This window comes from Methylobacterium fujisawaense (genome assembly GCF_014138435.1).
In the GTDB taxonomy this organism is placed as follows: Bacteria; Pseudomonadota; Alphaproteobacteria; order Rhizobiales; family Beijerinckiaceae; genus Methylobacterium; species Methylobacterium fujisawaense.
Window position 1 is genome coordinate 1 of sequence record NZ_JACJIM010000001.1, and the last position, 25,482, is coordinate 25,482.

The 25,482-nt window shown below is 68.1% G+C and carries 27 protein-coding genes, 1 tRNA gene and 1 pseudogene; 12 read left to right on the forward strand and 17 right to left on the reverse strand.

Annotated elements, in window-relative coordinates:
• A partial coding sequence (locus GGQ91_RS00005) for a PAS domain-containing protein (RefSeq protein ID WP_182591109.1) occupies nucleotides 1-242 on the reverse strand: 242 nt, incomplete at its 3' end.
• Nucleotides 243-453: 211 nt separating this feature from the next.
• On the opposite strand from GGQ91_RS00005, the gene GGQ91_RS00010 reads away from it, so the two are divergent.
• Together GGQ91_RS00010 and GGQ91_RS00015 are read left to right on the forward strand one after the other, a co-directional pair.
• Nucleotides 454-1,128, forward strand: a complete 675-nt coding sequence (locus tag GGQ91_RS00010; protein ID WP_111473182.1) for a sigma-70 family RNA polymerase sigma factor — start codon at nucleotides 454-456, stop codon at nucleotides 1,126-1,128.
• An 879-nt stretch (nucleotides 1,129-2,007) separates the two neighbouring features.
• Complete coding sequence (locus GGQ91_RS00015; protein WP_182591110.1) at nucleotides 2,008-2,199, forward strand: hypothetical protein; 192 nt, start codon at nucleotides 2,008-2,010, stop codon at nucleotides 2,197-2,199.
• A 673-nt stretch (nucleotides 2,200-2,872) separates the two neighbouring features.
• Here the strand turns inward: GGQ91_RS00015 and GGQ91_RS00020 are convergent.
• Nucleotides 2,873-3,217: a hypothetical protein gene (locus GGQ91_RS00020; RefSeq protein ID WP_182591111.1), complete on the reverse strand. Its 345-nt coding sequence runs from the start codon at nucleotides 3,215-3,217 to the stop codon at nucleotides 2,873-2,875.
• Between the two features lie 181 nt (nucleotides 3,218-3,398).
• Here GGQ91_RS00020 and GGQ91_RS00025 point away from each other — a divergent pair, with 181 nt between their 5' ends.
• The 3 genes from GGQ91_RS00025 to GGQ91_RS00035 all read left to right on the forward strand — a co-directional run bounded on the left by GGQ91_RS00025 (nucleotide 3,399) and on the right by GGQ91_RS00035 (nucleotide 5,651).
• Complete coding sequence (locus tag GGQ91_RS00025) at nucleotides 3,399-4,010, forward strand: PAS domain-containing protein (RefSeq protein WP_053610213.1); 612 nt, start codon at nucleotides 3,399-3,401, stop codon at nucleotides 4,008-4,010.
• A 238-nt stretch (nucleotides 4,011-4,248) separates the two neighbouring features.
• Entirely contained in the window at nucleotides 4,249-4,560 is a 312-nt protein-coding gene (locus tag GGQ91_RS00030; protein WP_043350233.1) for a hypothetical protein, read from the forward strand.
• Between the two features lie 326 nt (nucleotides 4,561-4,886).
• A complete protein-coding gene (locus tag GGQ91_RS00035) occupies nucleotides 4,887-5,651 on the forward strand; it encodes a BA14K family protein (RefSeq protein WP_182591112.1) in 765 nt (254 codons plus the stop codon).
• Nucleotides 5,652-5,862: 211 nt separating this feature from the next.
• On the opposite strand, the pseudogene GGQ91_RS27980 reads toward GGQ91_RS00035, so the two are convergent.
• Both GGQ91_RS27980 and GGQ91_RS00040 read right to left on the reverse strand, forming a co-directional pair.
• Nucleotides 5,863-6,144: pseudogene (locus tag GGQ91_RS27980) on the reverse strand (IS3 family transposase); the annotation flags it as partial.
• 196 nt (nucleotides 6,145-6,340) lie between these two features.
• Nucleotides 6,341-6,416: transfer RNA gene (locus tag GGQ91_RS00040), tRNA-Glu, on the reverse strand.
• 103 nt (nucleotides 6,417-6,519) lie between these two features.
• Between GGQ91_RS00040 and GGQ91_RS00045 the strand changes: the two genes are divergently transcribed.
• Complete coding sequence (locus GGQ91_RS00045; RefSeq protein ID WP_182591113.1) at nucleotides 6,520-7,524, forward strand: RluA family pseudouridine synthase; 1,005 nt, start codon at nucleotides 6,520-6,522, stop codon at nucleotides 7,522-7,524.
• Nucleotides 7,525-7,759: 235 nt separating this feature from the next.
• Nucleotides 7,760-8,653 (forward strand): RNA polymerase sigma factor RpoH, encoded by an 894-nt coding sequence (gene rpoH, locus GGQ91_RS00050; protein WP_043350239.1) that lies wholly within the window; start codon nucleotides 7,760-7,762, stop codon nucleotides 8,651-8,653.
• A gap of 45 nt (nucleotides 8,654-8,698) precedes the next feature.
• On the opposite strand, the gene GGQ91_RS00055 is transcribed toward rpoH, so the two are convergent.
• From GGQ91_RS00055 to hemB, 9 genes are all read right to left on the reverse strand, one after another.
• Nucleotides 8,699-10,147, reverse strand: coding sequence for a histidine kinase (locus GGQ91_RS00055; RefSeq protein ID WP_182591114.1), 1,449 nt, complete (start codon nucleotides 10,145-10,147; stop codon nucleotides 8,699-8,701).
• 279 nt (nucleotides 10,148-10,426) lie between these two features.
• Nucleotides 10,427-11,719, reverse strand: coding sequence for an adenylosuccinate synthase (locus GGQ91_RS00060; RefSeq protein WP_043350287.1), 1,293 nt, complete (start codon nucleotides 11,717-11,719; stop codon nucleotides 10,427-10,429).
• Nucleotides 11,720-11,873: 154 nt separating this feature from the next.
• A complete protein-coding gene (locus GGQ91_RS00065; RefSeq protein WP_043350288.1) occupies nucleotides 11,874-12,164 on the reverse strand; it encodes a hypothetical protein in 291 nt (96 codons plus the stop codon).
• A gap of 121 nt (nucleotides 12,165-12,285) precedes the next feature.
• A complete protein-coding gene (locus GGQ91_RS00070) occupies nucleotides 12,286-13,143 on the reverse strand; it encodes a D-amino-acid transaminase (protein WP_043381611.1) in 858 nt (285 codons plus the stop codon).
• A 52-nt stretch (nucleotides 13,144-13,195) separates the two neighbouring features.
• A complete protein-coding gene (gene purB / locus GGQ91_RS00075) occupies nucleotides 13,196-14,503 on the reverse strand; it encodes an adenylosuccinate lyase (RefSeq protein WP_043381613.1) in 1,308 nt (435 codons plus the stop codon).
• A gap of 119 nt (nucleotides 14,504-14,622) precedes the next feature.
• A complete protein-coding gene (locus tag GGQ91_RS00080; RefSeq protein ID WP_043350247.1) occupies nucleotides 14,623-15,369 on the reverse strand; it encodes an arginyltransferase in 747 nt (248 codons plus the stop codon).
• 124 nt (nucleotides 15,370-15,493) lie between these two features.
• Nucleotides 15,494-15,985, reverse strand: coding sequence for an RDD family protein (locus GGQ91_RS00085; protein ID WP_075381449.1), 492 nt, complete (start codon nucleotides 15,983-15,985; stop codon nucleotides 15,494-15,496).
• 110 nt (nucleotides 15,986-16,095) lie between these two features.
• Nucleotides 16,096-16,464, reverse strand: a complete 369-nt coding sequence (locus GGQ91_RS00090) for a hypothetical protein (RefSeq protein WP_075381448.1) — start codon at nucleotides 16,462-16,464, stop codon at nucleotides 16,096-16,098.
• The gene (hemB, locus tag GGQ91_RS00095) at nucleotides 16,461-17,519 is read right to left on the reverse strand and encodes a porphobilinogen synthase (protein ID WP_043350254.1); all 1,059 of its coding nucleotides are present in this window, start codon (nucleotides 17,517-17,519) and stop codon (nucleotides 16,461-16,463) included. Before hemB ends, GGQ91_RS00090 begins: the two co-directional genes overlap by 4 nt.
• A 212-nt stretch (nucleotides 17,520-17,731) precedes the next feature.
• On the opposite strand from hemB, the gene GGQ91_RS00100 reads away from it, so the two are divergent.
• Both GGQ91_RS00100 and ldtR read left to right on the forward strand, forming a co-directional pair.
• On the forward strand, nucleotides 17,732-18,190 hold the full coding sequence (locus GGQ91_RS00100; RefSeq protein WP_182591115.1) for a DUF6163 family protein: 459 nt from the start codon (nucleotides 17,732-17,734) through the stop codon (nucleotides 18,188-18,190).
• 160 nt (nucleotides 18,191-18,350) lie between these two features.
• Nucleotides 18,351-18,863 (forward strand): transcriptional regulator LdtR, encoded by a 513-nt coding sequence (ldtR, locus tag GGQ91_RS00105; RefSeq protein ID WP_043350258.1) that lies wholly within the window; start codon nucleotides 18,351-18,353, stop codon nucleotides 18,861-18,863.
• A gap of 3 nt (nucleotides 18,864-18,866) precedes the next feature.
• On the opposite strand, the gene GGQ91_RS00110 is transcribed toward ldtR, so the two are convergent.
• Nucleotides 18,867-19,469: an exopolysaccharide biosynthesis protein gene (locus GGQ91_RS00110; protein ID WP_210274666.1), complete on the reverse strand. Its 603-nt coding sequence runs from the start codon at nucleotides 19,467-19,469 to the stop codon at nucleotides 18,867-18,869.
• A gap of 365 nt (nucleotides 19,470-19,834) precedes the next feature.
• Here GGQ91_RS00110 and bcsS point away from each other — a divergent pair, with 365 nt between their 5' ends.
• Nucleotides 19,835-20,488 (forward strand): cellulose biosynthesis protein BcsS, encoded by a 654-nt coding sequence (bcsS, locus tag GGQ91_RS00115; RefSeq protein ID WP_236961701.1) that lies wholly within the window; start codon nucleotides 19,835-19,837, stop codon nucleotides 20,486-20,488.
• Here bcsS and GGQ91_RS00120 read toward each other — a convergent pair.
• Nucleotides 20,455-22,059, reverse strand: a complete 1,605-nt coding sequence (locus GGQ91_RS00120; RefSeq protein WP_182591117.1) for a cryptochrome/photolyase family protein — start codon at nucleotides 22,057-22,059, stop codon at nucleotides 20,455-20,457. The genes bcsS and GGQ91_RS00120 overlap by 34 nt on opposite strands.
• A 4-nt stretch (nucleotides 22,060-22,063) precedes the next feature.
• Nucleotides 22,064-22,798 carry an SDR family oxidoreductase gene (locus GGQ91_RS00125; RefSeq protein WP_182591468.1) on the reverse strand — a complete coding sequence of 245 codons (735 nt, stop codon included), beginning with the start codon at nucleotides 22,796-22,798 and terminating at the stop codon, nucleotides 22,064-22,066.
• A gap of 109 nt (nucleotides 22,799-22,907) precedes the next feature.
• Here GGQ91_RS00125 and GGQ91_RS00130 point away from each other — a divergent pair, with 109 nt between their 5' ends.
• Both GGQ91_RS00130 and GGQ91_RS00135 read left to right on the forward strand, forming a co-directional pair.
• Nucleotides 22,908-23,771 (forward strand): formyltransferase family protein, encoded by an 864-nt coding sequence (locus GGQ91_RS00130; protein WP_182591118.1) that lies wholly within the window; start codon nucleotides 22,908-22,910, stop codon nucleotides 23,769-23,771.
• 70 nt (nucleotides 23,772-23,841) lie between these two features.
• Entirely contained in the window at nucleotides 23,842-24,183 is a 342-nt protein-coding gene (locus tag GGQ91_RS00135; protein WP_043350294.1) for a hypothetical protein, read from the forward strand.
• An 18-nt stretch (nucleotides 24,184-24,201) separates the two neighbouring features.
• Here GGQ91_RS00135 and GGQ91_RS00140 read toward each other — a convergent pair whose 3' ends face one another.
• Nucleotides 24,202-25,230, reverse strand: a complete 1,029-nt coding sequence (locus GGQ91_RS00140; RefSeq protein ID WP_182591119.1) for a hypothetical protein — start codon at nucleotides 25,228-25,230, stop codon at nucleotides 24,202-24,204.
• Nucleotides 25,231-25,482: the final 252 nt, after the last annotated feature.

The window sequence follows — 25,482 nt, forward strand, 5'->3', positions numbered from 1 at the left end:
CCGGCGACGACGCGCTCGATCGGATACTGGTTGGGCGCGACGTTGTTGCGGTAGCGCAGGCAGAACCGGTCCCGGTACGCGTCCACGGTCGGCCCGAGCTCGTCGAGGCTCTCGGCGCCGTGCATCGCCAGGGCGGCGGCGTTGGCGTACGCGATGGTCTGGTCGGGCTCGACCAGGATCACGCCCTCGCTCAGGCCGGCGATGATCTGCCGGAGTTCATGCCTGTCGACGCCCGCCGTCACCGCTCTCGCACCCCATGCCGCGCTCGCCGCCCCTCCGGCAGCCGGGCACAAACGGGTTGCGCACAAGCAGGTTCCACTGCGCCCGCGTTTTACACTGGTATACCTGCATCATTGACGCTGTCGTTATCGACCAGAGATAAGTCCGCGCCCTTCCGCCGGACGTGTCGTCCGCTGCGACAATGTTTCCATCCTATCGACACGAGAGCTTCCCGTGCAGCCCGCCGACGAAAAGCGGGATCTGGCCGACGCGTCCGATCCCGTCATCTCGTATGTCCATGCGCAGCTCGGTCATCGGCTGCGGCAATACTACTCAGAGGTCGTGGCGGTTGATGTCGGCTCGCGGCTCGCCGCCGTGCTGGATCGATTGTCCGCGGCCCTCGATGCAGCCGAAGCCGGCGGGCAGGTTCCCGATGCATTCAAGGACGACCTGATCGCGCTGGTGCCGCGTCTGAGGCGGTACGCCCTGTCGCTGACCTTCGATGGAGCCGAAGCGGATGATCTCGTACAGTTCACGCTGCTCAAGGCCTGGGAGCATCGCGAGCGATACGAGCCCGGCACCCGATTGGTCGCTTGGTTATTCACGATCCTGCGCAACGGCTTCATCAACGGGCGGCGCAAGAGGCGCCTCGAGATCGCGGATCCTGACGGCCTCCACGCTGCCACCGTTTCCGAACCGGCCGCACAGGATCACGCCCTCGGACTGAAGGAGGTTCAGGCCGCCATCGACCGCCTCGAGCCGGCCTATCGCGAAGCGCTCCTCCTCGTCGCCATCGACGGCCTCCCCTACGAGGCCGCCGCCGCGGTGATCGGGTGCCCCGCAGGCACGGTGAAGAGCCGCGTCAGCCGCGCGCGCGACAGACTCCTGCGGGATCTCGGAGAAGCGTGATCGGGGCGCGCTGCCCTTGCCCAGCGACGCGTCGGACCTCGCTTATTCTTCCGAAGCCGGGACCTTGGGCCGCGGGAAAGGTCAACGTTCCAGAACAGCCGTGCCGCATGCAATGCCACATGCAATGACGTCGCTCGACGGTCGTGCGGACGCCTGTTCGCGAGGCGTGGCGATAATTCGAGGAGTGCAACAAGCGACAGGAGGCCGCCCGACGATCCGCCGACAGGGGACCGACTGGCCCGGGCGGCGCGCTGCGCAATGGCCGGCGCGGCGGCATAAGGCTGAGCCTGCGCAGGGAATGCGGGGCCAAACTCCGCCACCGTCGTTCCGGAACGTCCCCGATATTCCCGCCAATCGCAGACGGAAGACCCGGCGGTGATCGCGGATGCTTGCGCCGTGCGCAATCCGACACCGGCCACCGCGGCGTCAATCCATCTTTTGATGAGGACGCGGGGGTTTGGTTTTGCTGGTAAGGCGCCTTTGTCGCTGACCGCATCCACCGGACATTCCGTCTTCCGCCCGAGGAACCTCGATGCATGCGATCGGTACGAGGCCCGAACACGCCATCCCCATGGACCAGATCGCTCCCGTCGCGTCCTCTCGCACCCGCAAGAAGCCTCATCCGGCTCTCGTCGTCGCGTCCATTGCTCTGGCTGTCGGGCTCTGGTTCGTCATCTACGCGGTATCCGGCCGCCTCATCTGGTTCTGGTAACGGAGCCGCCGCGGAGCCCGACGTCCATGGTCGCCCGCCCATTCGGAACAAGGCAGCGATAACCGGATCGCCTTCTCCAGCGCCGCAAATTCCGTGATGCCGTTTGAAGACGCGGCGCGGCTGGCTCGGATCGGCCAGTCAATCGGATACCTCGAACGACGCCTTCCTTGGACGGCGGCCTGGTGAGCCCCTTGCTGGGTCAGCCCGGGTTCCTCGATCCGGATGATCGCGATCATCGCTTTTCCGAGGCGGTTGATCCGTTGCTGATGCGGGCGTCTCTGACTGAGTTCGAGGCCTTCCGACCAAAGCTGGCGCGCGACAGCGGCCGACGGATCGTAGGGCAGCTGGCGTTGGCCTGATGGGGGGCTCGGAGGGAACTCTTGGCTCCTCACGACGCCCAACAACGGACACGCCGAGTCCAACAAAGCTGCCGCCGTCCTCCTGTTACCCGATGAATCGATCCGTCATGCAGGTCATCGGAGTATCCGAAAGGCTGCTGAAGCCTGTGGCGCCTACATGATCGATATGAGCCTAGCGCAAAACTTTGAAAGCCGATCTATAATCCCGAATGACCGGGCGACAGAGGTGCGGCACTGTATTCTCTGAAACAGCGCTGCCATGCATCCGGCACGTCCTGGAATCCTCCAATACGACCGCCAAGACATTATGGTCGCCACGAAACCCATCACCGCAGGCAATCGATATTCATACGACTACAAAGTCATTGATTTTACGCCAAAAAACGGTTTTGCGACCACGGAGATGAGATTAATCGGCTCTATACTGCGGACGCAAATCGCATGACAGTCCGCAATACGTTCTAGCGATGCGTCGAGATAGGTTACGCGGCCTCTCGTCCTCATCCTTCCTGTCGCCTTCCCCACACCGGACACCTAGGGCGACCATTGCGCGAGGCTTGTATCTGAGTGGTCCGGTCTCGAGACCGGGACACGCCTCGCATCTCTCGGCGCGTGCCGTCAGTTCAACCTATTCATGCGCAAAAACCGGCCGCTCGGCCCCGCGCGGGTCTGCTCACGAGGCGGAAGAGCGTCCGATCAGAGCCTCGGTCTCCTCAGCCGCATCCTGGACGAGCAGCAGGAACCGAAGGCGTTCCTCGGGATCTCGGATACGCCTGTAGGCGTGCAGCAGCGCCTCGCACTGCTGATCAAGGTCGACGCCATCCGCAGTGCTGTGAGTTCGCACATTGGCTGCGTCGGGAGCGTAAAGGACGTCCGGTTGAACCTGAAGCGCCCCCGCAATGCGGGTCACGAGACGCCTTGCGTCATCGCCGGCCGAGGCTGCGGAGCGGCTGTCGCTGCGATTTTCCCAGGAACCATCCGACCCGGCCTTCGCTTGAAGCGGCATCTTCTGTCCCATCGCTCGCTCCGCGCTGGCGCGAAAAACGCCACTTCGGCCGCTTCTTACCACAATCCGTGCCGTATCCGGCACCAATTACACGCTCCGGTTGATATTGTTCTCGATATCGCTTGAAGCCGGAGTGAGTGCTTTTATACATTCGCAACTGAAGGTTGGTCCCGCAGCAATCGTGAGCGTCTCGGTGCCGAAGCTCAAGCTCGTTGACATCCAGACTCGCCCCACTGCATTGCAGCAGGCGTTGGACGCCGTCGAGGTGGCCGGCACCTGGGACTGGGACATCGTCTCGGACTCGGTGCGTGCAGACACGTTCGTGGCATTGATGTTCAACGTCGATCCGGACGCCGCAGCCACAGGCGTTCCGCTATCGGCGTTTGTGGACGGCATGCATCCGGATGATCAGGAGCATGTCCACGCCTTGATCCGCCGCAGCATCGACGAAGACACCCCTTTCGTTGCCGAGTACAGGGTGCTTTCGGCTGACGGTGTTACGCGATGGGTTCTCGACCGTGGCTACACCGTTCGCGACGCATCGGGGCGTCCGATCCGGGGACGGGGCATCATCATCGATCTGACGCGGTCGCGCACCGGCACGAGAGCGGCGACAGGCGGTGAGTTGCACCCACTCTGCATGCCACCCTTAGAACGAGCAGCCGAACTCCTTCTGGCCGCGCAGCAGTCTCTCGCGCAGTTGCAGGATCCGAATCTGAAAGCACGCGCCGATGCGCTGCTGTTGGAGGTCGGACGCAAGCTCGCTCAGCAGGAGGTTCAGGCTCGGCGCCGGCACATGAATTAAGTGCGCGTCTGATGGCTTGCTTGGGTCAGGATACTTGAACCCACAAGCGGTGAGCCGACAGCAACGCGGCCCGGGCTGGGATCGCAGGGGGTGGTTACGACGGGGCGCCAGCCTCGGGCGCACGGGCGTCCCGAACCGGCAGCGCAGACGCACACCAGCCTCCGCCGGGTGAGCCTTGAAGCGACCAATGGCCCGCTCGCACGTTGTCTATGACAACTGTTGTTTCCCGGATTGCCCCATGCTCGCCCGATCCGCACTGCTCTTCATCGTCATGACGACGGGCGCGCAAGCCGCCGCCTTCGACGACCTGAAAGGCTACCTGGCATCCTGCCTGCGGTTCGAGATGAGCGGCGCCGGCGCACACCGCGGCGGTCCCCTCGCGTCGAAGGTGAGGGATGCGTTGGATCGATGCTCCGACGATGTCGCGCGCCTCGAACGAGCGGATGGGCGTCGTCTGCGTGGCGATGGTGGGATCAGCCCGTCGACCAAGGAGGTGATCCGGAGCGTCGTGGGTGGCGGTGGGGGCGGTATCCGCACCGTCCGGTACTGAGGGAACGGGTCTTGGGGAGAAGATTGCCGACGCACGTGAGAGGCCCGCGCCTGTAAACCGGGCGGGTCTTTCCAGACCCGAAGCTCAGGTGTCGAGAACGCGCGGATCCGCGATCAGAGCTGTAACGCTTTACCGCAAGAGAATGCCCGGCGCGGCCAAGCCTGCGGGGCTTAGGTGGCGAAGGGTAACCGGGCCGGGACAATCGCACGCCCCCGATCATCGGTCGGATCGACCAGCGATCTGGTCGCAGGACAAAAGGAAGCGGGATTGGCCGCCGCTGGCGCGACGTTGATCCAGATAGACTCAACACAGCGAGCGTGGCGACCATGAACCAGACGGTCACAGCGATTGCATCGGCAATCCTCGCCGGCGCCCTCTTGGCGGCACCCACCGGTGCCCGGGCACAGGCCGGTGGCAGTTTCGCCAACCAAGGCTTCGGCAGCCACAACTTCGGGGCCGCAGCCGCCGGTGGCGGCGGCTTCAGCAATCAGGGCTTCGGCAATCACAACTTCGGAGCTGCAGCGGGTGGCGGCGGCTTCGCCAATCGGGGCTTCGGCAACCACAATTTCGGAGCTGCGGCGGGCGGCGGAGGCTTCGTCAACCAGGGCTTCGGCAATCACAATTTCGGAGCCGCGGCGGCCGGTGGTGGTGGGTTTGCCAACCGGGGCTTCGGCAACCCTCATATCGGCAGGCCAGGCGTCGGCCACGGGTTCCCCAATCGCGGGCTCGCCCATGACCTCGGCGCCCACCGCGGTTACGGCCTGCATCGGCATTACGGCGTGAACCGAGGCTTCTACCGACGTCCCTACGGATACGGCTACGGCTACGGACGACGCGGATATGGGCTCGGCGGGCTCGGCCTTGGAGTGCCCGTGGGAGGCCTCTACGGCGGATACGGTTATCCGGGATACGGCTACGGCTATGACGTCGGATATGGCGGCGGCTACGCGCCGGTCACCTATGGATACGACGACGTCGATTCGGATCGCACCATCGGTGATGACCGCTACTGCGCGCGTCGTTTCCGGTCCTACGATCCGCAGACCGGGACCTATCTCGGCCGGGATGGACGGCGCCATCGCTGCCGCTGATCAGGGGATCACGCGCGAGGAACGGAACCGTCTGTGCCGTGCAGACAGGGCACGGTTCCGTTTTCGAGCTTTCATTCGGGGATGACGGGTCGGACGAGCACGTCCGGATCAAGCTCAAGCTGCGACCGAGCGAAAGCCCGGCACAGCCATTCACCGCGGGGTCCACGGTGGTCTGGCACGGGAGTGTTCACCCGGAAGCATTTGCACCGCCCAGCCGCATGCGCAGCGCCGCCTGTGGACCCGAACGCTTACGCTCGCACTGGGACGAATGGCCGAAGCCGCTGGCTAATGCGGCCACGCGCTTGCTGATGCCGCAGGCCACCGGCAGGGAGCCAGCGATCGCGCGGCGAGCGGCGGGCCTTCACCCCTCCCGCTTGCGCACGTCCTGCAACATGGAGCGATCGCGCGTCAGGTCTGCGACCAGCCGCCTGACCCGCCGGATCTCCGGCACATCCCTGACGACGAACTGCGTCTTTCAGCGGTGAAAGGTCGGCACGGCCGCTAGGCCTTAAACAGGCGACCGCGGCCCCCCTCGCCGAGCGAGGCCACACGCGCGAGGCGCAGCGAGCACGGCTTGCTGACAGCGCTTGGAAAGGCTTCGCCGAAGGACAGCGCGGCCCGCTGGAGTTGCGGGCTCGGGCACCCACCATGGGGTGAAATGCTGCCAACATTTATGAAAAATGCACCGGTGGCGCTCCCAAGGGGAATCGAACCCCTGTTTTCGCCGTGAGAGGGCGACGTCCTAGACCGCTAGACGATGGGAGCTTTCCGGCGGCGCGGGGGTGCTATAGCCACGACCCGGCGGCGGAGCAAGAGCCTTCGTCAGGAAATCCGCCTCGGCGGGTCAGATCGGGCGCGGACAAGGATCGTGGTGGACAACGGAGACGTCGAAAAAGCCGGGATCGTGGCCGAGGGAGGCGTGCGGCTCGATCGAGCGCTGGTCACGCTGTTCCCGGATCTGTCCCGGGCCCGATTGCAGGACCTGATCCGCGCAGGCCATGTGAAGCGGGACGGTCTCCCGGCGCGCGATCCGGCCGCCAAAGTTGCCGCCGGCGCGTCCATCATCCTCACCGTGCCGCCTCCGGCACCGGCCGAGCCGGTGGCCGAAGCCGCAGACCTGCCGATCGTCTACGAGGATGACGATCTGATCGTCATCGACAAGCCGGCTGGCCTGGTGGTCCACCCGGCGCCGGGCCACGAGAGCGGGACGCTGGTCAACGCCCTCATCGCCCATTGCGGGGCCAGCCTGTCCGGGATCGGCGGAGTGCGCCGCCCCGGCATCGTCCATCGCCTCGACAAGGACACGAGCGGCCTGATCGTCGTCGCCAAGAACGACGCGGCGCATCAGGGCCTCACCGCGCAATTCGCCGATCACGGCCGGACAGGGCCGCTGGAACGCGCCTACGCCGCATTGGTCTGGGGCCTGCCCCAGCCGCGGGCGGGGACGATCCGGGCCAACCTTGCCCGGTCCCGGTTCCATCGGGAGAAGATCGCCGTCGTCTCCGACGACAGCGGCCGCCATGCGGTCACGCATTACGCCGTCGCCGAGTCCTATCGCGAGGCTACCCTCGTGCGGTGTCGCCTGGAGACGGGTCGCACGCATCAGATCCGCGTGCATCTCGCCCATCGCGGACATCCCCTGCTCGGGGACACGGTCTACGGAGGTGCCTTCCGCACCAAGGCGGCCCGCCTGAGTCTGGAGGCGCGTGCCGCTCTAACGGCCCTGGGACGGCAGGCGCTCCACGCGGAACTGCTCGGCTTCAGTCACCCGCGCACGGGTGAGACGCTGCGCTTCGAGAGTGCGCTGCCGACCGACATGACGGCCCTGATCCAGGCACTCCGGGCCGACGCAGGCGACCCGGCGCGCCTGTAACTGCCCCTTGCGGCGTGCGAAAGAACACCCCGTACCGCGTCACATCGTGACATGGTACGATCAAAATCGCCGGTGGCGCGTTGTTGGCGACGTGGGTGTCATCGACCGTGACCGGCTCCCCGGCGACCCGCATGAGATGGGTGGCCGGCAGGGTCGGCTCAAGAGCGGCCCGAGTGGACGGCACTGTTGTCCGTCGCGTCCGCCCGGCAGGGGGACACAGGTTCAGGAGAAAGCCATGGCCGGTACGCTTCCCGTGCTCGCCAACGAAGGTGGCCTTTCGCGCTACCTCGACGAGATTCGCAAGTTTCCGATGCTGGAGCCGTCGGAGGAATTCACCCTCGCCAAGGCCTGGCGTGATGCCGGTGACCGCGAAGCGGCGCATCGCCTGGTGACGTCGCACCTGCGCCTCGTCGCCAAGATCGCCATGGGCTATCGCGGCTACGGCCTGCCGATCGGCGAGGTCGTGTCGGAAGGCAATGTCGGCCTGATGCAGGCGGTCAAGCGCTTCGATCCCGACAAGGGGTTCCGTCTCGCCACCTATGCCATGTGGTGGATCAAGGCAGCGATCCAAGAATACATCCTGCGGTCGTGGTCTCTGGTGAAGATGGGCACGACGGCCAACCAGAAGAAGCTGTTCTTCAACCTCCGCAAGGCGAAGGGACGGATCTCCGCCCTCGATGAGGGCGATCTGAAACCCGACCAGGTGTCGCAGATCGCCACGCGCCTCGGCGTGCCCGAGCAGGACGTGATCGACATGAACCGGCGTCTGTCCGGTGACACGTCACTCAACGCGCCCCTGCGCGAGGAGGGCGAAGGCGAGTGGCAGGACTGGCTCGTGGACAACAGCCCGAGCCAGGAGACCGTGCTCGCGCGCGAACAGGAGGGCCAGAACCGCCTTTCCGCGCTGAAGGATGCCCTCGGTGTCCTCAATGCCCGCGAGCGGCGCATCTTCGAGGCGCGACGTCTCGCCGAGGATCCAATCACGCTGGAAGATCTTTCGGGCGAGTTCGGCGTCTCCCGCGAACGCGTTCGTCAGATCGAGGTGCGGGCCTTCGAAAAGGTGCAGGAAGCGGTCAAGCGCAACATTGCCAGTCGCGAGCTGCCGCGGACCGGCATTGAAGCCCGCTGACAGCAGGTCCCCGGCGTAACTGAGCGCCGGGGACGATCCCGTTCATCACTGCCAGGCGTCGAAGGCGCTCTGCATGACCTGGGCGCCGGCGGTCCCTTTCTCGAAGGTCAGCACCGCCCGGCGACCGGAGGTGTAGCGTAGCGCGATGTCGAACCAGTTCCGATGCAGGAGCAGGTCGGTGTTGCGCTCCACGTCGTTCTGCAGCGACGACAGGCCGATCAGGAACAGGTTGTCGCGGACACGGACCGGCAGGCCCGAGACTGGCGAACCGCGGGCGCTCTGCTCATCCTTCGCTTGCAGCAATCCGACATCCTGGACCGTCCGCGCGGTGCCGCTGCTGCCGGTCTGGCTGAACGCAAGGCTCACCGTGTGGGAGGCCGGCAACGTCGTGTCGAGGTTGCGCTGGATGGTCATCACCAGCGTCAGCCCGGCCTCCGGAACGGTCACGGTCGCGACGACCGCGTTCTGAACCGGCTGCCCCTGCTCCCCGTTCACCGTCTCCAGGCGCCACGTCACCCGCCCCTGCGTGACGGTCGGCTGGCTGCTTTCTGCGCCGGCCCCTTCCTCGACGAGTTCAGCCCTCTGGGCGACCGAGACGCCCGCCTCGGCGGGTGGCGCGTTGGTCCGAGACGGAACAGCACCGTCCGCGCGCGCGGGCGTCTTCGACACCGGCGCCGCATCGCCGCCGACCCGATCGCCGAACTTGGACTCGGCCTCGGACTGCTGAGAATCCGCAATCTCCGCACCGCTGGATGGCAGGTTCTGTGGGCGGTCGCGCAGCAGGAAGGCCGCGACGGCGATCAAGCCGATCACGACAGCAAGGACGCTTCCGACAAAGACGTTGCGCAGCACGCGCGAGCGCCCGGCTCGGAGCGGCACCACCTCGATCCGCGGGCGCTGACGGCCCGATCCGACGTCTGCGGTGGCCTCGCCGGCGTCCTGCTCCTCGACCGATGGGCGAACCGAAGCCGCCGCCTCAGGGGGTAGCCCTTCGGGCGCAGCAGCGGCGGAGGCGCCCGGGCGCCTCGAGGTGATCGGGATCGGTGCCTCGCGCGGTCCGGACTCCGATGCGGGATCGCTATCCCGACCCGGAACTGCGAACGGCGCCTTGGCGGCAGGAAGCACCGGATCGGGCTTCGACGCGACGCTCGGCTCAGGGGGAGACGGTTCGGGGATCTCCGGCTCCGGCTGCACCGCCGGCGCGACCGCGATGGGCTCGGAGACGACCGGTGCAGGCGCCTGTCCCGGAGTGGCCTGAACCGCATCGTTGGCCGGCGCCGGCAGACCGCCATGGTCGACCTCGAGCCGTTCGATCGCGGCGTCGAGGGCGCGCCGCTCGAGATCGATGTCCGCCTCGGAGAGCGGCGGGTCGAGGGAGCGCAACTGGCTGATGAGCGCGTTGCGCGCACGGTCGTAGACCGCCTTGCGCAGAGCGGGCGTTCGATCCGGTAGCGCATCGAGCGCGCGCGCCAGAAGCGGATAGTAATCGGCCATAATACCCTGGTCCGCCCCTTCGGCCGCCGTCCGGCAACGCCGGTCGAAGGCCGGGGACCGATGGCCGCTCCCGCCGGACAGGTCCGGTCGCGGCCGTCGGCCGGTTTGTCGTATTCCGCCGCACGGATCGGTGCCCGCACGCCGGTTGCGCCGCATACGGCGGATCATTCGCGAGAATGAAGGCCCGACCGCCAGCCCGTTCTAGATCAAGCCTGCGCGGACTGGATACAGGCAGCGCAGCCGGAATCACGCGTCGTCAACGGGATAGCGCGCGACGCGTCAGTCCTCGAACGGGTTGTGCATGAGGATCGTGTCGTCCCGCTCGGGGGAGGTGGACAGCAGGGCGACCGGCGCCCCGATCAACTCCTCGATCCGGCGAACATACTTGATCGCCTGCGCCGGCAGGTCCGCCCAGGATCGAGCGCCTGCGGTCGTCTCCGACCAGCCCGGGATCACCTCATAGACCGGTTCGACCCGCGCCTGAGCGGCTTGGCTCGCCGGCAGATGGTCGATCGGCTGCCCGTCCAGCATGTAGCCCGTGCAGACGCGGATCTCCTCGAAGCCGTCGAGGATGTCGAGCTTGGTCAGCGCGATCCCGTGAATGCCGGAGGTCCGGACCGTCTGGCGCACCAGCACGGCGTCGAACCAGCCGCAGCGGCGCTTGCGCCCGGTGTTGACGCCGAACTCGCGGCCGCGGCTGCCGATGGTCTCGCCGATCTCGTCGAACAGCTCGGTTGGGAACGGCCCCTCGCCGACCCGGGTCGTGTAGGCCTTGGCGATGCCCAGCACGTAGCCGATCGCACCCGGGCCGAGGCCCGAGCCCGTCGCCGCCTGCGCGGCCACGATGTTGGAGGAGGTGACGAACGGATAGGTGCCGTGATCGACGTCGAGCAGCGCGCCCTGCGCGCCCTCGAACAGGATGCGCTTACCGGCCCGCCGCTCCTCGTCGAGCAGCGCCCAGACGGTGTCGGCGAAAGGCAGGATCTTCGGCGCAATGGCCTTCAGCTCCGACAGCAGCGCCTCGGCATTGACCTCGTCGATCCCGAGGCCGCGCCGCAGGGCGTTGTGATGGGTCAGCACGCGCTCGATCTTGGCCGGCAAGGCGTCGGGATCGGCAAGATCGACGACCCGGATCGCCCGGCGCCCGACCTTGTCCTCGTAGGCCGGCCCGATACCGCGCTTGGTGGTGCCGATCTTCAAGCCGGCATTGGCGGTCTCGCGGAAATGATCCAGCTCCCGGTGGAGCGGCAGGATCAGCGTGGCGTTGTCGGCGATCCGCAGGGACGCGGGGGAGACCTCCACACCCTGGGCCTTGATCCGGTCGATCTCGTCCACGAGATGCCAGGGATCGACCACGACGCCGTTGCCGATGACCGAGAGCTTGCCGCCGCGGACCACGCCCGACGGCAGCAGCGCCAGCTTGTAGGTGACGCCGTCGATGACGAGCGTATGGCCGGCATTATGCCCGCCCTGAAACCGGACGACGATGTCGGCCTGCTCGGAGAGCCAGTCGACGATCTTGCCCTTGCCTTCGTCGCCCCACTGGGCGCCCACAACGACGACGTTGGCCATGCCTGCCTGCTTACCCGCGACGGAAACCGGGACGGCGCCGCCCACGGGTGCAGGCGGCGCACGTCGTGTGCCGTTTCCGCGATCCAGCCAGCGAAATCAAGCAAGACACCGCACGGGCGACCCGTTCTGCGGTTCGGCGATAGGCCCGGCGCGACTACTTGGCCTCGGTTCCGGGCGTCCGGCCCGGGAGTTCGTGCGGCTTGATGACCGGCATGGTCCCGGACTGATCGGGCTTCACTACGGTCCCGGTCGTCCCGGAATCCGGTGGCTTGATGACCCCGTCGTTCTTCTGAAGTTTGTCGCTGAGCGACTGATCCTGCGGCGGCGCATCCGCGTTCGGGCGCACGCGCTCGGGCGGCGTCGGAGACGGGCTGGGTGTCTGAGCATAGGCGGGCACCGCCGCCAGGGTCGCCGCGAAGGCGGCGATCAGGATCTTCTTCGGCATGAGAGCCTCCCCGGTTCGGGATACGAATTCGGGGAGGAACAGTCGGAGACGGAATCCGTTCCTGCGGGCCTGGAAGGCCGGAGGGTCCACCTGTGGACGGTATCCGGGCAACCGATGGGCTTCAGCCCCGACGCGCGGCCTCGATGTACAGGTCCCGCAGGCGCCGGGTCAGCGGCCCCGGACGCCCCTCGCCGATGGCGCGGCCGTCGATCTCGATGACCGGCATCACGAAGGCCGAGGCGCTGGTGTAGAAGGCCTCCTGTGCCGCGTAGGCCTCCTCGACCGGAATCAGCCGCTCCTCGATCCGCAGATCCGCCTCCTGGGCGAGGCGCAGGACCGACGCCCGAGTGATGCCCGGCAGGAGCGCCGTGGAGAGCGGCCGGGTGACGAGCACGCGGTCGCGGCTGACGATGAACGCGGTCGAGGACGAGCCTTCGGTCACCGCGCCATCCTCGACCATCCACGCCTCGGCGACGCCGGCCTCGGCCGCCTGCTGCTTGGCGAGCACCTGCGCCAGCAGGGCCACCGATTTGATGTCCCGCCGCTTCCAGCGCAGATCCTCGACAGTGATCACCCGGGCGCCGCTCTCGACAAGCGGGTTGGCGAGCACGGTCTTGGCCTGCGTGAACATCATCACGGTGGGCTCGGTGCCGGCCTTCGGGAAGGCGAAGTCGCGCTCGGCCACGCCCCGGGTCACCTGCATGTAGACCAGCCCCTCGGTGACGCCGTTGCGGGCGACGAGTTCGGTCTGCAGGCGCTCCCAGCTTGCCGCATCGTGCGGATTGCGGATGCCGATCTCACCGAGGGAACGGTCGAGGCGGGCGAGATGCGCGGCGTTGTCGACGAGCTTGCCGTCGATGATCGCCGAGACCTCGTAGATGCCGTCCGCGAACAGGAAGCCGCGATCCATGATCGGCACGCGCGCCTCCTCGTAGGGGAGGAACTGGCCGTTGAGGTAGACGATGCGGGGAGCGGTCACGGAGAGCTGTCCTGTGTTCGTCGCGGGCCCAAGCAGGAATCGTGCGGGATGCTCAGCGGTCGCCGAACACCCGCCCGAAAATCGTGTCCACGTGCTTGAAGTGGTAGTCGAGATCGAAGCACGCCTCGATCTGTTCGGGCGCGAGCGCTGCGGCGACCTCCGGGTCCGCCTTGAGCAGGGCCAGGAAATCGCCCTCGCCGCGCCAGACCGGCATCGCGTTGCGCTGGACCAGCCGGTAGGAATCCTCGCGGGACACGCCGGCCTGGGTGAGCGCGAGAAGCACGCGCTGCGAGTGGATCAGGCCGCCGAGCCGGTCGAGGTTCTTCTGCATGTTGGCCGGGTAGACCAGCAGCTTCTCCATGACCCCGGTCATGCGGGCCAGAGCGAAGTCGAGGGTCACGGTGGCGTCGGGGCCGATCATCCGCTCGACGGAGGAGTGCGAGATGTCGCGCTCATGCCAGAGGGCGACGTTCTCCAGCGCCGGGGTGACGTAGCCGCGCACCATCCGGGCGAGGCCGGTGATGTTCTCGGTGAGGACCGGGTTGCGCTTGTGCGGCATGGCCGAGGAGCCCTTCTGCCCCTCGGAGAAGAACTCTTCCGCCTCCAGAACCTCGGTGCGCTGCAGGTGCCGGATCTCGATCGCCAGGCGCTCCAGGGACGAGGCGACGACGCCGAGGGTGGCAAAGAACATCGCGTGCCGGTCGCGCGGGATCACCTGGGTGGAGACCGGCTCGGCGGTCAGGCCCATCTTCTCGGCAACGTACTGCTCCACCCGCGGGTCGATGTTGGCGAAGGTGCCGACCGCCCCGGAGATGGCGCAGGTGGCGACCTCCTCGCGGGCCGCGACGAGGCGGCGGCGGTTGCGCTCGAACTCGGCATAGGCCTGGGCCAGCTTCAGCCCGAAGGTGACCGGCTCGGCATGGATGCCGTGCGATCGGCCGATGGTGGGGGTCAGCTTGTGCTCGAAGGCCCGGGTCTTGAGGGCGGCGAGGAGCGAATCGACGTCGGCGATCAGGATGTCGGCGGCGCGCACCAACTGGACGTTGAGGCAGGTGTCGAGCACGTCCGACGAGGTCATGCCCTGGTGGACGAAGCGCGCCTCCGGACCGACGATCTCGGCGAGATGGGTGAGGAAGGCGATGACATCGTGCTTCGTCACCGCCTCGATCGCGTCGATGCGGGCGACGTCGAAGACCGCGTCCTTACCCTTGGCCCAGATCGTCTCGGCCGCCTCCTTCGGGACGACGCCGATCTCGGCGAGCGCCGTGGTGGCGTGGGCCTCGATCTCGAACCAGATCCGGAAGCGGCTCTCGGGCGACCAGATCGCCGTCATCGCGGGGCGGCTGTAGCGGGGGATCATGGGGGCCTCGGCACGGTCCGTATTGCGTGCGAGGCCGGTAGCATGCGCCGGCCCGGCCGCTCAATGCGCATCGGCCATGACGGGGCGGCAACGGATGTGGACCGTCGGCGGCAGCGGGATCAGTCGATCCGCACCCAGCCCTGGCCCATCAGGCGCTCCTGCGGGCGGAAACGGGACTTGTAGTCCATCTTCCGCGACCCCTCGACCCAATAGCCGAGATAGAGATACGGCAGGCCGAGCCGTTGGGCCCGGCGGATATGGTCGAGGATCATGAAGGTCCCGGGGGAGCGCGCGGCTTCGGCGGGATCGTAGAACGAGTACACCATCGACAGCCCGTCGGAGAGGACGTCCGTTAGGCAGAAGGCGAGCGGCGGCCCGGAGCCGCGGCCGGTGACCGCCGTGTCCGGCCCGTGCCGCCGGTACGACACCAGATGCGTGTCGACGTGGCTGTCCTCGACCATCATGGCGTAGTCGAGCACGGTCATGTCGACCATGCCGCCGTCGCCGTGGCGGGCGTCGAGGTAGCGGCGGAACAGGGCGTACTGCTCCGAGGCGGGCCGGTTCGGCTCCGGCGTGCCGATCCAGTCGGCGCTCCGCGCCAGGATGCGTCTCTGGCTGGCGCTCGGGACGAATTCATCGACAACGACACGCACCGAGATGCAGGCGCGGCAGGTCTCGCAGGCGGGACGGTAGGCGATCGTCTGCGAGCGACGGAAGCCGCCCTGAGTCAGGATCTCGTTGAGGTCGCGGGCGCGCCGCCCGACCAAGTGGGTGAAGACCTTCCGCTCCTCCTGTCCCGGCAGGTACGGGCACGGCGAGGGGGCCGTGAGGTAGAATTGCGGTGTGTCGCGCGGATGGCTGGTCACGCTTCTCACAGGCCCTGCGCCGGGTTCGTCCTCTCGGCGCCGGCATGTCAATGTACAGGCGACCGGCCGAGGCTCAATGGCCCGACCGGTCGCACCGTCAGATTTTCATCGCCGGGTTCGACGCTCAGCGGGCGTGGACGACGGCGAGGCCGAGCAGCAGGTCGTGACCGAGACGCCGGTCCGACCGCACCAGGCCGAACGCGATGTCGACGCACCAGAGCAGGAAGGTCGAGATCGCCACGTAAAACAAAAGCGCGTGGACCGCGGCCGTGATCACGTCGACCCGCGCGCCGCTCTCGGGTGCGATGGTGCGCAGGCCCATCAACCGCTGGCCGATCGTGCTCTGCTTCGACCCGCCCACCGTGATCGCGCTATAGATGATGCCGCTCGCCGGCAGCACCGCGAACAGGGTCCAGCCGAGGCCGAACGTGACCACGCCGATCACGGTGATCAGCAAAGTCAGCAGGGCCGTGAAGCCGAAGATGAACAGGATATCGAGGAGATAGGCGACCGTCCGGCCGCCGAGACTCGCCCGCACGAACGGAACCGGCAGCGACGCCGCATAGCCGGGTGCCGTGTCGAAGCGCTGCGCGTATCCGGGTTGGGGGTTCTGCATGATATCGCGTCCTGCCAGCGAGGCTGCGGGCGAGAAGGTGGGTGCGCGCCGCTCAGGCCGCAAGAGGATGCGTTTGCCCGGCCTCGGCTTCGCGCTGCTGCAGGACTGCCTTACCGTCCGGCCGGGTCGCCGGCCGCGGCGTCCGGCGTGTCGAGATAGAATCGCCTCAGCATGTAGAGCGCGGGCCCCGACAGGGTCGTCCCCTCGGTGGCGAGGGCCACGAGGGTCGTCCCGGCATCGAACCGGCAGGTCAGCCAGTGCGGCCGGGTCCCGTCGGAATAATCGACCCGCACCGAATTCGCCGTCGGTCCCGGCGCCGCTCGCAAGAGCCGGATCCCAGGTTGCGGCGCCACGGCCGGCAACGCCCGCCGGCAGGTGGCGACGCGATCCCGGCGCAGGGTGTCCTGACAGGCGGCGAGCCCGCCGAGAAAGCCGGCGACGACCGCGGCCCCGAGGAGCCAGCGGTGCCCGCGTGTCACGGATGGCTGCGCAGGCGCTCCGCGACCCGCGGCGCATGGTAGGTGAGGACGCCGTCGGCTCCGGCCCGCTTGAAGGCGAGGAGCGCCTCGACCATCGCGCGGTCGCCGTCGAGCCAGCCGTTCCGGGCGGCCGCCTCGATCATCGCGTACTCGCCGGACACCTGGTAGGCGAAGGTCGGGACCTGGAACTCGTCGCGGACCCGGCGGATGATGTCGAGATAGGGCAGGCCCGGCTTGACCATCACCGAATCGGCGCCCTCGTCGAGGTCGAGGCGGACCTCGCGCAGGGCCTCGGACGAGTTGCCTGGATCCATCTGGTAGGTGCGCTTGTCGCCTACGAGGGCGGCCTTGGTGCCGATCGCGTCGCGGAACGGCCCGTAGAACGCACTGGCATACTTGGCCGCGTAGGCCATGATCTGCACGTCGAGGAACCCTGCCTTGTCGAGGCCGGCGCGGATCGCGCCCACGCGCCCGTCCATCATGTCGGAGGGGGCGATGATGTCGGTGCCGGCCTCGGCCTGGATCAGGCTCTGTTCGACGAGGACCGCGACGGTCTCGTCGTTGAGGACCGCGCCGTCCTTCATGAGGCCGTCATGGCCGTGGCTGGTGTAGGGATCGAGCGCCACGTCGGTCATGATCCCGACCTCGGGCACGGCCCGCTTCACGGCCCGCACCGCCCGGCAGACGAGATTGTTGGCGTTGAGCGCCTCCGAGCCGGTCGGGTCGCGCAGCGCCACATCCGTGTAGGGGAAGAACGAGATGGCCGGAATGCCGAGGCGCGCCGCGCGCTCCGCGTCGCGGACGACCTCGTCCACCGAGAGCCGCTCGACGCCGGGCATGGAGGCGATCGGCTCGCGCCGGCCCTCGCCCTCGATCACGAACATCGGCCAGATCAGATCGTCGACCGTCAGGGTATGCTCGCGGACCAGCCGGCGCGACCATTCCGATTTTCGGTTGCGGCGCGGGCGCTGGGTGATCTTGAGACCCTCCACGCGGGCGCCCTCGCGGGCGGCCTCCACGGCGAGAGGGCGCGGCTCTGGCAGGGTGTCTGACATGCGGCTTCGCTACCGTTCGCGCGGACCACGCCGCGGATCGCGCGGCGCCCCTGCGCCGGAGGCGTTCGACTACCACACCGGACCTGTGCGGCGAAACCCGACCGTTGACGCAGGACGGCGGAACGGCTTCAACCCGGCGCGTTGCGTTCCCGAAGACCAGGATCCTGTTCCCTGTCCATGAGCCGGCCCATCATCTCCGCGAGTCACCGATAGTGCCCGGCTATTTTCCGATCCGGCGCAGGACGCCCCGGCCCGGGGAGATCCCCAGCGACCGGATCGAGCGCGTCCAGGGGCCGGCACCCGGCACGTGGGATACGGTGCTGATCTGGTTCATGCGGCTCACGGCCCTCGTCTGGCTGCTCAAGAGCGTCTTCGCCTGGGCGACCATCCTCGACGTCGTGCCGGGGGTCCGCCCCTTCGAGGCCGAGCCCTTCGGACGCCAATCCGCCATCGTCTACTTCGCGGTGATCGATGCCGCCGCGGCGATCGGCCTGTGGCTGACGAGCGCCTGGGGCGGCGTCATCTGGCTGCTCGCCGTCACGTCGGCGATGACGCTGGCGGTTCTGACACCGCAACTCTTGCCGTTATCGGTGCCGCTGCTCGTATTCGGGGGCTGCGTCGTGACGTTGTACTTCCTGCTGTCCTGGCTGGCGGCGCAGGAAGCACGGTGAACGAACCGTTCTTATCTTCATTCAGTTTGTCTTTACCGCGAAGAGTAAATCGCGAATTCATCCTGTCGCTTAAATCGCCTTTCATTCCCGAGCCCTAGCTTAGCCATCATCAACGGCGCCGCATCGAACGGGTGCCGGATCATCGGATGGCGAGGCAGAGATGAAGACCCAGAACGCCCGAGTCGCGCAGATCGAAGCTCCCGAGGAAGGCTTGGGCGCGAAGGGCTCCTACCTGGAGGCGCTCCACCTCGTGGAACGGCTGCACCGCCGCCTGCTCGACGTGATCAAGGACGAGTTCGAGCGCCGCGGCCGCGAGGACGTCAACAGCGTCCAGGCGCTGCTGCTGTACAACATCGGCGACAAGGAACTGACCGCGAGCGAGCTGCGGACCAAGGGGTACTATCTCGGCTCCAACGTCTCCTACAACGTGAAGAAGCTGGTCGAGGCGGGCTACCTCCACCATGCCCGCTCGAAGACGGACCGGCGCTCCGTGCGGATCAGCCTGACCGACAAGGGCCGTCAGGTCCACGAGATCATCCAGGGGCTGTACGACAAGCATGCCCGGACGATCACGCCGATCGGTGGGATCTCCGAGGACGATTTCGCCCGCCTGAATCAGGCGCTCGGCCGCCTGGAGCGCTTCTGGACCGACCAGATCCGCTACCGCCTCTGAGGCTCAGAGGTTGAGGAGCCCGGCAACCCCGGCGATCACCGCATAGGCGAAGCCGGCATTGATGGCGACGCCGAACACGCCGATGACGAGGCCGCCCAGCACGACGAGACCGTCGCGCTCGACGAGGCCGAGCCCGACCAGGCAGACGGCGAGACCGAGCGGGATCTGCCCGACGATGGGCGCGGCCACGATCAGCGCCAGCGCCAGGGCCAGCAGGACGATCCCCATGCCGCGCATGCCGAGCGCGGTCTCGAATACGCTGACGCGGGGGCGCGACCAGCGCTCCAGGCGGCGCAGGATCGGCACCGCGCGGGTCACAGCGCGCCGGACATCCGTCAAGGCGATGGAGCGGCCCAGCAGCATCCGCGGCAGCCACGGTGCCGACATGCCGGCGGCGATCTGGATCGCCACGAGCAGCAGGAGCAGGCCGCAGATCAGTGGGATCGGCGGCGGCATCGGCAGGCAGTTCGGCAGCCCCAGCAGGACCACGAGCAGCGCGAAGGCGCGATCCCGTAGGACCGCGACGATGTCGCCCACGGTGAGGCGCTCGCCCTCCTGGCTCGCCAGCACGGTGAGGACGTCCGACGTTCGTGCACCGGAGGTCAAGGATCTGCCAACCTTCGCTAACCCGCGGGGGCTCTAGCCGAGAACATCTGGCACGCCAAGCACGGCGGATTCGCGACAGCGCGATGGCGGCCGGCAGGTGGCCGCGCACCGCGCCGCGCCCGGCAGCCCGGCCAAGCATTCCCAAAGTCACAGCGCACGCCGGCGGACATGCGGCACGCTTTTGCCGGGCTTCCGGATCATGGCGCCAACAAATCCGGGGATGCCATCGCGCCAATCGATGCAACACGGTTAATTTTATCCTAATCTGATCCTTCCAGGCCGGAGGATCGACCGTGCAAAGCTATCGCACAGCCCCGAAGATCCACACGCGAAGGCCAACGGCTCTGATTGTTCTGGCAGGCATCGTGGGTTTTTCTTCAACGGCACACGCCAGCGAGATCGACACGCTGCTGTTCGGCAGCCTCGACGCGGGCGGCGACACGTTCCTGACCCTCGGCGCGAAGGTCGGCCTTACTTCTCTCGCGCAGGAGGGTTTCGTCGCGCTGGCGACCGTCGGCGGCGGACGGCGCACGGAAAGCGGCGCGGACGGTCCCCGCGCACGGTACACCGTCGCCGCCGCCGCACTCGCCGGGCATCAATGGTTTTTCGACTGGGGCGTGGTCGCGGCCTATGCCGGCCTCGAGACCACGAGCGAGATGCTGATCGCAGGGCCGACGCGCGACGCCCTGCCGACCCGCTTCGGCCTGCGCCTGCACGGCGAGGTCTGGGCACGTCCGACCGCTGCGACGCTGCTTCAGGCGACCGCCGTCGCGGGATCGGCCCGGGACAGCCTCTGGGCGCGCCTCGCCTGGGGCTATCGCCTCTGGGAGACCTATCTCGGCCCAGAGGCGGCGCTCTACACCGACGCGACCGGCTACGCGAAGTGGAGCCTCGGCCTGCACGGGACCGACTTCGCCCTCGGCCGGTACAGCCTCCGCGCGTCGGTGGGCCTCCAGACCGAGTCGCGCCGGGCCCGGGCTTGTCCCTACGTGACGCTGTCGGTCTGGTCGCCCCTCTGATCGGCACTCGGCCGGGCCTCGAGGGCATCGAGGAAGGCGGCCGCGTCGCGGCGGATCTCGGCGCGGCGCTCGTCGCCGAATCCGCGCAGGGTCCGGTACGGCATCGCCAAGCGCTGATTGCCGGCCAGCCGCTCCTCGTTCTCGATCAGGAAGTTCCAGTAGAGATAGTTGAACGGACAGGCCTCGGGCCCGGACTTGACCTTCACTTTGTAGGCGCAGGACGCGCAGTAATCGGACATCCGGTCGATATAGGCGCCCGAGGCCGCATAGGGCTTGGAGCCCATCACGCCGCCATCGGCCCACAGAACCATGCCGTGAACGTTGGGCAACTCGACCCATTCGTAGGCGTCGGCGAAGACGATCAGGTACCATTCCTCCACCTGCGCCGGGTCGAGGCCGGCGATGAGGGCGAAGTTGCCGGTCACCATCAGGCGCTGGATGTGGTGGGCGTAGGCGTGGGCGCGCGTCTCGGTGACCACCTGCGCGACGCAGTTCAGCGCCGTTTCCCCCGACCAGTAGAACCACGGCAGGTCGCGGCGCGCGCCGAGGGCATTGGTGTCCCGGTAGGCGGGCATCCGCGCCCAGTAGAGGCCGCGCACGTATTCCCGCCAGCCGAGGATCTGCCGGATGAAGCCCTCGACGCAGTGGAGCGGCGCCGCACCGTCGCGGTAGGCGCGCTCGGCCGCCCAGCAGACCTCCTCGGCGGTGAGCAGGCCGGCGTTGAGGGCGGGCGACAGGAGGGCGTGGTACAGGAACGGCGCGCCGGTCTTCATTGCGTCCTGATAGTCGCCGAAGGTCGGAAGGGCCTCGGCCAGGAAGTGCCGGAGCGCCGCGAGGGCGTCGGCCCGGGTCACCGGCCAGGAGAAGCCGGAGAGATCGCCGAAATGGTCGCCGAATTCCGCCTCGACGAGGGCGATGGCCTCGCGCGTCACGGAATCGGGCTGGAAGCCGATCCGGTCCGGCGGACGATGCCCCTTGGGCAGGCGCTTGCGGTTCTCGGGATCGTAATTCCAGCGGCCGCCGGCGGGCTCGCCGCCATCCATCAGAAGGCCGGTCCGACGCCGCATGCCCCGGTAGAAGGTCTCCATCCGCAGGTGATGCCGGCCGTCTGCCCATTTCGCGAAATCCTCACGCGGACACAGGAAGCGGTTGTCGGCGCGGATCTCGAGCGGCATCGGCAGGCTCTCGCGCCAATCCTGCATCATTTCCCAGACGCGCCACTCGCCCGGTTCGGTGACGACGATCCGCTCCGGCCGGTGCCGCGCGACGGCGCGCTCCAGTTCGCCGGTGAAACTACCGGTATTGCCCGCCTCGGTGAGGCGCACGTAGTCGACGGTGATCCCCTCCGCCTCCAATTCGGCCGCGAAGTGGCGCCTGGCGGCGAACAGGAAGGCGATCTTCTGCTTGTGGTGGCGGACATAGGTCGCCTCGTCCCGGACCTCGACCATCAGCACCACGTCGCATTCGGGGTCGAGGTCGACGAGGCTCGAGACCCGGCGCGTCAGCTGATCGCCGAGGACGAAGCGCAGCGTGCCGCGCGGTGCGGCGGCGCCGCGGCGTTTTCCGGCCATCGTCTCAGCCCTTGGTCCGGAGGGCGGAGCGGCCGCCATCCACGCCGATGACTTGGCCGGTGATCCAGGCCGCCTCCTCGGAGACCAGGAAGGCGGCCAGGGCGCCGACATCCTCCGGACGCCCGAGCCGTTGAAGGGCATGCATGGCCGCAATCCCCTGCGCGAGGGTCTCGTTGCCGGTGATCCCCGCAGCGAGCGGCGTGCGCGTCAGCGAGGGCGCCACGACGTTGATGCGGATCTGGGGCGCGAGTTCGGCCGCCAGGGACAGTGCCATGCCCTCGATGGCGCCTTTCGCCATGGCGACGGAGGCATGCGCGGCAAAACCCTGCGCCACCGCCACCGTCGAGAACAGGACGATCCCGGCCCCCGCCGCGCCGGCACCGGCGTTCAGCGCGCCCGCGGCGGCCTGCACCGCCGAGAAGGCGCCGAGCGCATTGATGGCGAAGTCGCCCTCGACATCCGCCCGCGTCAACCGATTCAGCGGCCGCAGATTGATGGTGCCGACCGCGTAGACCAGCCCCGCGAGGTCCGGGCCCGCCGCCTCGGTCACGGCGGACGCGAAGTCCGGATCGGTGACGTCGCCCGCGGTGGTGCGCGTCTCCCCCAGATCCTCGGCGACCTTAGACAGGCGATCCGCGTCCCGGGCCGCGAGATGCAGGGCGTAGCCTCGGGCGCGGAGGGCACGCGCCGTGGCAAGACCGATGCCTCCGGTTCCGCCGTAGATGATCACCCGACGCACGCCGAACCCCTTGCTACCCGCATTGGCACGATCAAGGTAAGGCGAGGGACGCTCCCGGGCAGACGGCGGATCCGCGCCCTCCACGTGCACAAGGTCGCAGGCGGCAAGGATGAAGTTCGCGTTCGCCGGCATCGACTTCCTCGGCGGAGTCTTCGAGGGACTGCTGGATGCCGGCTGGACGCCGGTGAAGCTGTTCACCCGCCCCTGTGACGGGATCTACGACCACAACGAAGTCATCGTCGCCCGCGCCCGGGCGCTGCGGCTGCCGATCCAGCTGTCGCGGATCCGCGAACGGGATATCGAGGCGCTTCAGGCCGAGCACGGCCGGGATTGGGCGCTCGTGGTCGCGGGATATCCCTGGCTCATCAAGGGCTGGAAGGGCCGCGCCGCCTACGGCCTCAACATCCACCCCTCCCCGCTTCCGACGGGCCGCGGCCCCTACCCGCTGTTCCGCGCCGTCCTCGACCGCTACGAGAGCTGGGGCGTCACCGCCCATGTCCTTGCCGACGGCTTCGACACCGGCGACATCCTCGCGCAGGATATCTTCGGCTTAAGTTCGCACGAGAGCCACGAGACCCTGCTGGCCAAGTGCCAGATGGCGGCCCGCCGTCTCGCCGCGGGCCCGCTCGGCCGCGAATTGCCCGCACGATGGCGGAGATCCGAGCCGCAGGGCGACGGCTCCTACTGGCCCCGTGCCACCGATTTCGACCGGACGCTCGATTTCCGGCAGGACGTCGCGACGGTCCTGCGCCGGGTGCGGGCCTTCGGCACGGTCGAGACGATCGCGCGGCTGGGAGATGCCCGGATGTTCGTGGCGGAGGCCCAGGGCTGGCCGGAACGCCACGCGCACACGCCTGGGACGGTGGTGCACCGCCACCGCCGCCACGTCGTGGTCGCGGCCCTCGACGGCTACGTTCAGCTGACCCGCTGGTCGCCGGTGCCCCTCGCAGAAGCCGGGCAGGTCGGCCGCTGACCGACGCCGACCGGGAACCGAAGCGCGAACCCTGATGTTTCCGGCGGCCCAGGACATTACGGAGTCCGACATGTCAACACGCGCCAGCCTCGCCGCAGCCCTCGGGTTTGCCGCGCTGTTCACCGGCTCCGCCTTCGCGCAGGCGGTGATCGTGACCCCCGACGAGTTCGGCCCCGACGACGATGTGGTGGTGCGCGACTACATCGTGCGCCGACCGGTGGGGCCCGGGCCGATCGTCGGATCGATCCCGCTGCGTCCCGGCAGCATCGTGCCGCCCGACGTGCGTCTGGCCCCGTTCACCGAGGCCCCGAATCCGCGCCTGCGGCGCTTCGGCTACTTCGTGGCGCCGGGCGACAAGATCGTGGTCGTCGACCCCGAGACCCGTGCGGTGGTGCGAATCCTCGATCGCTGACGCCCCGCGGCGCGCGGCTCACCAGTCGCTGAGCGCCGCGCGCTTCCAGCGATCGGGCGCGACGCAGCGGTACTCGTAGGCCTCGTCCCAGGCGTGGTCCCCCGGGATGCAGGGTGCGCGGCTGCTCTCGGGCGGCCGCGGCAGCGTCTCGCGGAAAGAGGCGGCCTCGATCTGCCCGGTGTCGCTCACGCGCAGGACCGGTCCGGCTCCCGTGCCATAGACCAGATCGCGCCCGTCGAAGCCGAGGCTGCGGGAGAAGCCGCCGTCGCGGTTGCCGTCGAGCCCGATCGCCTGTCCGGCCGCGAGCAGCATCGGCACGCCGGTAAACCGCGCCGCGGCAGCGTCGATCCCGATGCCGTAGGTCCCCTCCCCCTGGAACGAGATCGCCCGGTCGGTGATGGATCCGGTGAGATTGCCCATGAGGATGCCGTAGCCGGTATGGGCCCCCGGCACGCCGCCGGTGGAGATCTGCAGCCCGACCCGCTGGCGGTTCCGATCCGTCGTCGGCGATTGCGCCGAGACGTCGATCTCGGCGCCGATGCACGAGGCCACGGGGTCGGCCTCGTCGGTCATGTCGACGCAATTGAAGTTGCCGGCCCAGGACGGCCCCACCGGCCCCACCCCGTTCGGTTCCTTGAAGATCGTGCCATTGACGGCGACGTTCTGTGCCCCGGTGCTGGCGAGGGCGCGATTGTGCAGTTCGCCCGTGATCGTCCATTCGTAGCCGGCATTGTGCGGGCCGGTGGAGCCGAGCGCCCAGATCGCCTTGTAGGTGTGGGTGGCCTCACCCGACCCTTCGGGCACGTGCCGGTCGACCCGAAGGGTCGAGACCGGATCGAAGGCCTGCGGCCGGTTCCAGAGGAAGACGTGGCCGCCGTCCAGCCCCGGCACGCCGGTTCCCTGGACGCTCCGGGAGAAGGTCGGCAGCCAAGACTGATCGGGGACAGGCGCGGCTGACGGCGGCCGTCCGGGTGCCTCGGCGGCGCCGGAAAGTGGCAGACCGGCCGCGATGCTGGCCAGCAGGACCAAGCCAGGGCGGATGCGCATGATCGTCTCCGATATCCGTACGGCACGGCCGCGCCCGGAACCGGACGGGCGGCCGCCCCTCGGTGCGAGATAGGCTCTGCCAAGCGTCGCGGCGACATCCGCCCCGATTCGCCGGGCGGGTTGCGGATTCGGTGCCTGGATCCCGATGTGATCTGATGCAGGCCGGATTTCGCCAACGGTTCGGACCCATGAAAGCCCTTCGTTTCCTGCGAATCTGGCTCCTGATATCGATCCCGCTGGGCCTCCTGGTCG

Bases quoted from the DNA above. Each gene is read 5' to 3' on its own strand.
- GGQ91_RS00020 (WP_182591111.1), bottom strand. From the start codon at position 3,217: ATGGGACAGAAGATGCCGCTTCAAGCGAAGGCCGGGTCGGATGGTTCC.
- GGQ91_RS00030 (WP_043350233.1), top strand. From the start codon at position 4,249: ATGCTCGCCCGATCCGCACTGCTCTTCATCGTCATGACGACGGGCGCG.
- GGQ91_RS00035 (WP_182591112.1), top strand. From the start codon at position 4,887: ATGAACCAGACGGTCACAGCGATTGCATCGGCAATCCTCGCCGGCGCC.
- rpoH (WP_043350239.1), top strand. From the start codon at position 7,760: ATGGCCGGTACGCTTCCCGTGCTCGCCAACGAAGGTGGCCTTTCGCGC.
- GGQ91_RS00055 (WP_182591114.1), bottom strand. From the start codon at position 10,147: ATGGCCGATTACTATCCGCTTCTGGCGCGCGCGCTCGATGCGCTACCG.
- GGQ91_RS00060 (WP_043350287.1), bottom strand. From the start codon at position 11,719: ATGGCCAACGTCGTCGTTGTGGGCGCCCAGTGGGGCGACGAAGGCAAG.
- GGQ91_RS00065 (WP_043350288.1), bottom strand. From the start codon at position 12,164: ATGCCGAAGAAGATCCTGATCGCCGCCTTCGCGGCGACCCTGGCGGCG.
- purB (WP_043381613.1), bottom strand. From the start codon at position 14,503: ATGATCCCCCGCTACAGCCGCCCCGCGATGACGGCGATCTGGTCGCCC.
- GGQ91_RS00085 (WP_075381449.1), bottom strand. From the start codon at position 15,985: ATGCAGAACCCCCAACCCGGATACGCGCAGCGCTTCGACACGGCACCC.
- hemB (WP_043350254.1), bottom strand. From the start codon at position 17,519: ATGTCAGACACCCTGCCAGAGCCGCGCCCTCTCGCCGTGGAGGCCGCC.
- ldtR (WP_043350258.1), top strand. From the start codon at position 18,351: ATGAAGACCCAGAACGCCCGAGTCGCGCAGATCGAAGCTCCCGAGGAA.
- GGQ91_RS00120 (WP_182591117.1), bottom strand. From the start codon at position 22,059: ATGGCCGGAAAACGCCGCGGCGCCGCCGCACCGCGCGGCACGCTGCGC.
- GGQ91_RS00130 (WP_182591118.1), top strand. From the start codon at position 22,908: ATGAAGTTCGCGTTCGCCGGCATCGACTTCCTCGGCGGAGTCTTCGAG.
- GGQ91_RS00135 (WP_043350294.1), top strand. From the start codon at position 23,842: ATGTCAACACGCGCCAGCCTCGCCGCAGCCCTCGGGTTTGCCGCGCTG.
- GGQ91_RS00140 (WP_182591119.1), bottom strand. From the start codon at position 25,230: ATGCGCATCCGCCCTGGCTTGGTCCTGCTGGCCAGCATCGCGGCCGGT.